This is a genomic window from Paracoccus shandongensis, from assembly GCF_017315735.1.
Taxonomy (GTDB): Bacteria; Pseudomonadota; Alphaproteobacteria; order Rhodobacterales; family Rhodobacteraceae; genus Paracoccus; species Paracoccus shandongensis.
Window position 1 is genome coordinate 1 of record NZ_JAFLRK010000063.1, and the last position, 5306, is coordinate 5306.

Here is a 5306-nt window from a genome sequence, read left to right on the forward strand (position 1 = left end):
GATCCGCAGGCCTGGGCGCGTCAGGCCGCCCGCGACAGCGGGGCCGCGCCCGACCGCGCGGCGGCCCTTCTGGCGCGCCACGGCACCACCGCCGCCGCCATCCTGGCCGCCGAGGGCGCAAGCCCGGAAATGCTGCGGGACGCGGATTATTCGCTGGCCGAACTGGACTGGCTGGTCCGCCACGAGGCCGTCCGCCACCTGACCGACCTGGTCATGCGCCGCACCGCGCTGGCGATCACCGGAACGCTGACGGCGCGCGATCTTGGCACCATCGCCTCGGTCTGCGCCCGCGCCCTTGGCTGGGACGAGGCGCGAACCGCGCAAGAGGTGCAGGACGCCCGGACCCTGCTGGAAACCCGCCACCGCCTGCGGCTGTAGCCGCGCGATGCCCCCTTGCCTGTTTGCCCGCAAGGACGGGCCTTCCGGTCAGGCCGGGCCCGGGGCGGCGCGCGCCTGGCGCCGCACCCGCAGCAGCATCGGCGCGTGTTCGATGATGAACAGCCCGAACCCCGCGATCCACAGCGCGCCCGAGGCCTCCATCAGCCCCATCGCCCCCGTAAGATCCGCCAGGGGACGCAGCAGCGCCGCCGCGAACAGGCACAGATAGGCCGCCGTCGTCACCCGCGAGGCCGTCAGCGCCTGCCCCGTATGCCCGCGCGTGGCCCGCGTCATCACCGCCAGCATGGTCGTGGCGATCACGCCCACCGTCAGCACATGCAGCGCGGACACCGGCAGCAGCCACCCCGCCCCCGCCGCCGCGATGGCCGCAAAGCCCAGCGGCACGAAGCCATAGGCCGCGTGCAGCACCAGCAGCAGCGGCTCGGCCCGGACGGCAAGGCCCCGCCAGCGCGCCAGCCGCGCCGCGTTCAGCGCCCCTGCGGCCAGCGCGAAGGCCAGCGTCGCCCGCCCTTCGGGCGCGACGGTCCAGGCGGCCAGCGCCAAGGCCGAACAGGCGATCACGCCCATGTCGAAGCGGTTGAAGGGAACCGGCATCCGGGACGCGCCGCGCTGGTTCAGCCAGTTGCGGGTAAAGCTGGGGATGATGCGCCCGCCGATAATCAGCACCAGCACCACATAGCCCGCCACGGCGGCGCGCAGCCAGGCGGACGGATTGCCCCCCGCCAGGACGGCGGCATGGAAGCCCAGATTGCCCGCCATGATGGCGGCGCAACCGGCCAGTACCTTCAGGTCGTTCCACTTGCGGCCCGCGACGATCTCTCGGGACGCGATGACCAGCAGCGCGGGCAGGAAGGCCGCGTCGATCAGGGCGGCCAGCGGCAGGCCGATGATCCCGGCGCCCGCCATGGCGACCCGGCCTGCGGCCCAGATCGCCACCAGCCCCATCAAGGGCCGCCCCGACACCGGCAGGCTGCCGGTCCAGTTCGGGATGGCGGTCAGCAGGAACCCGGCCAGCACGGCGGGGGCAAAGCCGAAGACCATCTCGTGCGCGTGCCACAAGGGCGCGCCCAGGTCGCCGCCCAGGGGCAGGCCCTGCGCCAGCGCCGCGATCCACAGCGCCATGGCGGCCACCGCCCAGACCGCGCCGCCCAGGAAGAACGGCCGGAAGCCATAGGACCACAGGGCCGCGCCGTCCCCCTTCAATCCGCGCGGGATCCGGGGGCGTTTTTCATCGGACATGGGTGTTCTCCTTCAAGGTTGCCCCCAGCGATAGGCCGGAAAAGCGCGAACTCTTTGCGCTGCCGCAAGCAAGGGGGCGTTTTGGCCGCGCCTGGTTGTTCCGGCACACCGAAGGGACGGGCGGAACGGGTCATGATGCCCTCAACCGGAACAACCCGGCGCGTATAACCATTGAACGGAGCCCGCCATGACCTCCCCTTCCGTCAGCCGCCGCACCATCCTTGCCGGTGCCGCCATTGCCGGGGCCCTGACCCAGGTGCGCAGCGCCGCGGCCGAGGCCACCGCCGGGGCGCAGGCGGTCCTGACCCCCGCCGCCGCCCCCGACGTGGCCCGCCTGCCGCGCGTCAAGGTCAAGCTGGTCGATCCGCCCTTTGTCCATGACCACGAACCCACAGCCACCGGCGGCCCCAAGGTGGTCGAGTTCGAGATGACCATCATCGAGAAGAAGATCGCCCTGGACGACAGCGGCGCGGAATACTGGGCCTCGACCTTCAACGGCACGGTGCCCGGCCCGCTGATGGTGGTCCACGAGGGCGACTATGTCGAACTGACGCTGATCAACGCCCCCACGAACGAGCTGATGCACAACATCGACTTCCACAGCGCGACCGGGGCGCTTGGCGGGGGCGCGCTGACCCAGGTGAACCCCGGCGAACGCTGCGTGCTGCGCTTCAAGGCGACAAAGCCCGGCGTCTTCGTCTATCACTGCGCCCCTCCGGGCATGGTGGCCTGGCATGTGGTGTCGGGGATGAACGGCGCGATCATGGTGCTGCCGCGCGACGGGCTGAAGGACCGCCACGGCAAGCCCGTCACCTATGACAAGGTGTATTACATCGGCGAGCAGGACTTCTATGTCCCGCGCGATGCGGACGGCACCTGGAAGACCTATGGCAGCCCCGGCGAAAGCTACGAGGATGTGGTGGCCGTGATGAAGACGCTGACGCCCACGCATGTGGTCTTCAACGGCGCGGTGGGCGCGCTGACCGGCGACAACGCCCTGAAGGCCAAGGTCGGGGAAACCGTGGCCTTCGTCCACAGCCAGGCCAACCGCGACACCCGGCCCCACCTGATCGGCGGGCACGGCAACCATGTCTGGGCGACCGGCAAGTTCAACAACCCCCCGGAAGAAGGCCTGGAAACCTGGTTCATCCCCGGCGGCACGGCGGGGCTGATGGTCTATACCTTCGAGCAGCCCGGGGTTTACGCCTATGTGAACCACAACCTGATCGAGGCCTTCGAACTGGGCGCCGCCGCGCATGTGGTGGTGGAAGGCGAATGGAACGACGACCTGATGATGCAGGTCGTGGCCCCCGGCGCGCTGTCCTGACCCCTCGGGCCGCCCCCGCGCCACGCGGGGGCGGCCTTCCCGCCTCACCGACCAGAGCCGAACATGCACGGAACCGTTCTTCTGCTGGCGGGCGCCGCAGCCGGGGCGCTTGGCCTGTCCTTCTGGCCCCCCGCGCGGCCCCTGCCCGACCTGCCGCCGGTGGTGCGGCTGGAACCGCAGGTCTTCCCGCACCGCCTGGACGGCGATTGGCGGCGCGACGGCCGGTCCGTCGATGCGCCGCTGCAAACCGTGTCGATCCCCGCGCCCATCGAGGTCATGGCCACCCCCGTCAGCACCGCCGGGTGGCTGGACTGCGTGGCCGACCGCGCCTGCGCCCTGCCCGGCGGCCCGGTGGACGATCCCGACCTGCCCGTGACCGGCGTCAGCTGGATCGACGCCCAGGCCTATGCCGCCTGGCTGTCCGACCGCACCGGCGACACCTGGCGGCTGCCCACGGATGTCGAATGGGCCCATGCCGCGGCCGAGATGTTCCGCGACGACGCCTTGGGCGTGGACAGCGACCCCGCCAACCCCGCGACCCGCTGGCTGGCCGAATATGCCGCCGAATCCGCCCGCAGCCGCGACCTGGACCGCGAAATCCGCCCCGTGGGGATGCTGAACGTCAACAGCCTGGGCGTGCGCGACATCGGCGGCGCCGTCTGGGAATGGACCGCCACCTGCCTGCGGCGCGGAGAGGTCGATGCGGCGGGCCGCATCACCGCCCAGGCCGACAGCTGCGGCATCTATATCGCCGAAGGCCTGCACCGCGCCGCCGTGGCCGATTTCGTGCGCGACCCGAAATCGGGCGGCTGCTCGGTGGGCGTGCCGCCCGCCAACCTGGGCCTGCGCCTGGTCCGGGACATCGGCTGACGGCACGGCATGACACGCAAGGGCCACGGAATGCTTTGCTTTGGCGCGATTCTGCGTCACCTAGGGGAAAACCCATGGTGAAGGCACGAGACGTGGCGATCGACATTTCCCTGGTCCGCAACCTGCCCCTGTTCCGGCAGATGGACCCCGCGGCCCTGGCGCGGCTGATGACGCGGGCGACCCCGCGCCGCGTGGTCCCCGGCGACATCGTCTTTGAACAGGGCGCGCAGGCGGTGGCCTTCTACCTGCTGCTGCACGGGCGGCTGAAGGTCAGCCAGGTCACGGCCGACGGCCAGCAGGTGATGGTGCGCGTGGTCCATCCGGGCGACCTGTTCGGCTTTGCCCGCGCGCTCGCCCGCCCCGACTATCCCGGCACGGCCAGGGCTGCGGTCGAATCCATCGTGGTCAGCTGGCCAATGGCCGACTGGGACGCGGTGGTGGAAAACAATCCCCGCCTTGCGATAAACGCCATGCAGACCATCGGCCAGCGCCTGGACGAGGCCCATACCCGCCTGCGCGAGATGTCCACCCAAGAGGTCGAGCGCCGCGTGGCCCATGCCGTCCTGCGCCTGGCCGAAAAGGCGGGCCGGGTGGAAAACGGCGGCACCCGCATCGACTTTCCCATCACGCGCCAGGACATTGCGGAAATGACGGGCACCACGCTGCACACCGTGTCGCGCCTGCTGTCGGCCTGGGAAGGCATGGGCCTGGTCGAGGGCGGTCGCCAGAAGCTGACGGTGGTGGACGCCGCCGGCCTTTCCCGGATCGCCGATCCCGAGGACTGAAACCGCCCTCCTGTTTGCGTTTCATCAAAGTGGCGCCCCCTGATCGGGCCTAAACCCCTGGGCAACGGGCCGCGACCGGCCCGCCCATCCAAGGAGACCACAGATGACACGCCTTTCCTTCCTCGCCGCCCCCGCCCTGCTGCTGGCGCTGGCCGTTCCCGCCCTTGCGGCCGAGCACGAGGTCCACATGCTCAACAAGGGCGAGGCCGGGATGATGGTGTTCGAGCCCGCCTTTACCCGCGCCGAACCCGGCGACACGATCCGCTTCATCCCCACCGACAAGAGCCACAACGTCGAGGCCATCGCCGACATCCTGCCCGCGGGCGTGGAGCCCTTCAAAAGCAAGATCAACGAGGAATTCACCCTGACCGTGACCGAACCCGGCCTTTACGGCGTCAAGTGCACGCCGCATTTCGCCATGGGCATGGTGGGCCTGGTCCAGGTGGGCGACGCGCCCGCGAACCTGGACGCCGCCAAGGCCGCCAAGATGTCGAAAAAGGCGCGCGAGCGGATGGACGCGGACCTCGCCCAGGTGCAGTGAGCCGGAACCTCCGCGCGAGGCGGGGGGTTGATCCCTGCCCCCCGCAAGGGCCGGTTTCCCGGCCGTTTTCCCCGAAAGGCCCACCCCATGAGCCTGAAACTCTCGCCCGCGCATCGCCGGATCGCCGGGCAGTCGCGGCTGTTCG

At 70.6% G+C, this 5306-nt stretch carries 6 protein-coding genes; 5 read left to right on the forward strand and 1 reads right to left on the reverse strand.

The genetic code is table 11. The annotated features are described in order from the left end of the window. Nucleotides 1-378 (forward strand): glycerol-3-phosphate dehydrogenase C-terminal domain-containing protein (locus tag JX613_RS19385; RefSeq protein WP_272874560.1); only part of this gene is annotated, 378 nt, incomplete at its 5' end. Between the two features lie 48 nt (nucleotides 379-426). On the opposite strand, the gene JX613_RS19390 is transcribed toward JX613_RS19385, so the two are convergent. After that, the gene (locus tag JX613_RS19390; RefSeq protein ID WP_207103117.1) at nucleotides 427-1638 is read right to left on the reverse strand and encodes an NnrS family protein; all 1212 of its coding nucleotides are present in this window, start codon (nucleotides 1636-1638) and stop codon (nucleotides 427-429) included. 187 nt (nucleotides 1639-1825) lie between these two features. Here JX613_RS19390 and nirK point away from each other — a divergent pair, with 187 nt between their 5' ends. The 4 genes from nirK (at nucleotide 1826) to JX613_RS19410 (ending at nucleotide 5161) form a co-directional block, all read left to right on the forward strand. Continuing rightward, nucleotides 1826-2965, forward strand: a complete 1140-nt coding sequence (gene nirK, locus JX613_RS19395; RefSeq protein ID WP_207103118.1) for a copper-containing nitrite reductase — start codon at nucleotides 1826-1828, stop codon at nucleotides 2963-2965. Nucleotides 2966-3028: 63 nt separating this feature from the next. Then, complete coding sequence (locus JX613_RS19400; RefSeq protein ID WP_207103119.1) at nucleotides 3029-3835, forward strand: SUMF1/EgtB/PvdO family nonheme iron enzyme; 807 nt, start codon at nucleotides 3029-3031, stop codon at nucleotides 3833-3835. A 74-nt stretch (nucleotides 3836-3909) separates the two neighbouring features. Beyond that, on the forward strand, nucleotides 3910-4620 hold the full coding sequence (locus JX613_RS19405; protein WP_237168752.1) for a Crp/Fnr family transcriptional regulator: 711 nt from the start codon (nucleotides 3910-3912) through the stop codon (nucleotides 4618-4620). Between the two features lie 103 nt (nucleotides 4621-4723). Further along, complete coding sequence (locus JX613_RS19410) at nucleotides 4724-5161, forward strand: pseudoazurin (protein WP_207103120.1); 438 nt, start codon at nucleotides 4724-4726, stop codon at nucleotides 5159-5161. Nucleotides 5162-5306: the final 145 nt, after the last annotated feature.